This window comes from Nitrosospira sp. Nsp2, assembly GCF_003050965.1.
Classification (GTDB): Bacteria; Pseudomonadota; Gammaproteobacteria; order Burkholderiales; family Nitrosomonadaceae; genus Nitrosospira.
In genome coordinates this window covers 1-2,797 of record NZ_QAOU01000015.1, presented here as the reverse complement: position 1 = coordinate 2,797, position 2,797 = coordinate 1, and the positions used below count along the sequence as shown (strand labels likewise).

General features: G+C 56.1%; 1 protein-coding gene and 1 pseudogene. Both read left to right on the top strand.

From position 1 onward, the window contains the following. A pseudogene (locus tag C8R31_RS15690) lies at nucleotides 1–180 on the top strand (efflux transporter periplasmic adaptor subunit); the annotation flags it as partial. 11 nt (nucleotides 181–191) lie between these two features. Next, nucleotides 192–2,797 (top strand): efflux RND transporter permease subunit (locus tag C8R31_RS15685; protein WP_107695112.1); only part of this gene is annotated, 2,606 nt, incomplete at its 3' end.

Below are 2,797 nucleotides of genomic sequence, written 5' to 3'. Positions count from 1 at the left end.
GTAGTGACGGGCCGCTGGATCGGCAAGGACTGGGTCATCCTGGACGGACTCAAAGCCGGCGATAAAGTCATCGTCGATAACCTCATCAAGCTCCGTCCGGGCACGCCCGTGGCGCCCCATCCAGTCGGTGAAATACCCGCAGGCTCTCCCTCTCAGTCGGGTCCCCAAACACAGACCTAAACAGGCATCTCATGACCAGATTCTTCATCACCCGCCCGATCTTTGCATCGGTGCTGTCCATCATCATCGTATTGGCCGGGCTGGTCGCCGCGCTGCAGTTGCCGATCGCCCAGTATCCGCAAATCGCGCCCCCCACCGTGTTGATCACCGCGACGTTTCCCGGCGCCAGCGCGGATACACTCACCAAAACCGTTGCCGCTCCGATCGAGGAGCAGCTGAGCGGAGTGGAAGGCTTGCTCTACTTCGACTCCAGCGCTGACTCCAGCGGCACGTTGACCATCACCGCCACATTCGAGCTGGGCACGAACATTGATCAGGCTACGTTCAACATCAGTAATCGCGTGAATATTGCGTTGCCGCGTTTGCCGAACGAGGTTCGCCAAACCGGCATCATAGTGCAAAAGCGTTCGACCGATCTTTTGATGGCAATAGCGATGACATCGAAAGATAAGAAGTACGACACGCTTTTTCTCAGCAATTACGTGACACTCAATATGCTGGATGAGCTGAAACGCACCAAAGGCGTGGGTGAAGTGAGTTTGATGGGTACCCAGAACTATTCCATGCGCATCTGGCAGCGTCCCGATCGCATGGCCCAGCTTGGGGTTACCACTAGTGACATTATTGCGGCAGTCAAGGTGCAAAATGCGCAATACGCAGCGGGCAAAATCGGCCAGGAACCGGCAACGTCTGATCAGCAGCTAATCTATACGGTTAATGCCAAGGGTCGGCTGCTGGAACCCGAGGAATTCGGTAACATCATCGTGCGTGCCGATGGGCCGCGTGGGGTACTCCACCTTAAAGACGTGGCACGTCTCGAGCTCGGTTCACAAGACTACAATGTACGTAACGCGATGGATGGCGAACCCGTTGTTGGTATCCTCATCTATTTGCAAATTGGTGCGAACGCGTTGGAGACCGCCGATGCGGTCAAGGCGAAAATGGAGGAATTGAAGCAACGCTTTCCTGAAGGAATGGGTTATGAGCTACCTTACGATACCAGCCATTTTGTCAAAGCCTCGATCTGGGAGGTAGTCAAGACGCTGGGCGAGGCGATGATACTGGTGGTCTTTGTTGTCTACCTGTTCCTGCAAAGCTGGCGCGCAACCCTGATCCCCATCATCGCCGTGCCCATTTCGCTGATTGGCACCTTCGCGGGCCTGTGGCTGTTCGGCTTCTCCATCAATACGCTCACCCTATTTGCCATGGTCTTGTCCATCGGCATCGTGGTGGATGATGCCATAGTGGTGCTGGAAAACATCGAGCGCTTGATGGACGAGGAAAAGCTCTCGCCGATGAAAGCGGCGGTCCGCTCCATGGAACAGGTTGCGCGTGCCGTGGTGGCGATTGTATTGGTGCTATGCGCGGTTTTCGTGCCCGTGGCGTTCATGGGGGGCATTGCGGGCGAACTATATCGGCAGTTTGCAGTGACGGTGGCGGTTGCCGTGACCATTTCAGGCATAGTGGCGCTGACCCTGACGCCCGCCTTGTGCGCCATCCTGCTGAAGCAAACGCACGGCGAGTCCGCATTCTTCCGCGCATTCAACAAGGGGTTCGGTCGCTTGACCGATTTCTATACCGGTACGGTCACCCTTACATTGCGACATACCATCGTTGGCACGCTCGTATTTGCCGCCATCATAGGTCTCGCGATCTATCTGATCAAGACTGTTCCCAACAGCTTTGTGCCTCCTGAAGATCAAGGTTATGTCGTAGCTTCAATTATCATGCCCGATGGCGCCACCTTGGCACGAACCATTAAAACCACGGAGTCGTTGCGCAGCGCGATGGCGAGCGAACCAGCAGTCGCCACGCAGTTTGCAGTGTATGGGTTCGATCTGATCGGGAATGCCAATAAGCCCAACGCGGCAACAATGTATGTCGATATGAAAGACTGGTCTGAACGTACTGCTACCGCAGGGGACGTGATAAAGAAATTGTTCGACACCGGATCGCAGCTGCCGGATGGATTGGCTATCGCCTTCAATCCGCCGACCATCCACGGGCTAGGTAATGCAGGCGGCTTTGAAGTCTACGTGCAAACGCGGGCTGGTGCCGATCCGCTGCAGTTGTCGAGCGTGGTCAATAACTTCATCGACGCCCTGAATCAGGAACCGCGCCTGGCGCCCACCACCACTTTTTTCCGTCCTTCCGTGCCGCAATTCTTTGTCGAAGTGGATCAAGCCAAAGCGATATCGCAGGGCGTAGCGGTCGCGGATGTGTACGCTGCCTTGCAAAGCATGATCGGGTCACTCTATGTCAACGATTTTAATCGCTCGGGACGGACCTACCGCGTGCAGCTACAGGCTGACGCCGAATACCGGATGACCGAGGAAGACTTGGGCAGAGTGTATGTGCGGTCTGAATCCGGCGGGATGGTGCCACTGTCCGCCTTGAGTAAGGTAAAAAGTGTTGTCGGCGCGGAACAGTTGGAGCGCTTTAACGGCCTGCTCGCGGCTAAATTGTTCGGTAGTGCCGCCCCCGGTGTGAGTTCGGGGGAGGCGATCAAACTGGTAGAAGAGATTGCGGAGAAGAGCTTGCCGGATAACTACCAGATTGCGTGGACCGCACAGGCCTACCAGGAAAAGCGCACCGGTTCTGCCGCGGTTTTCGCCTT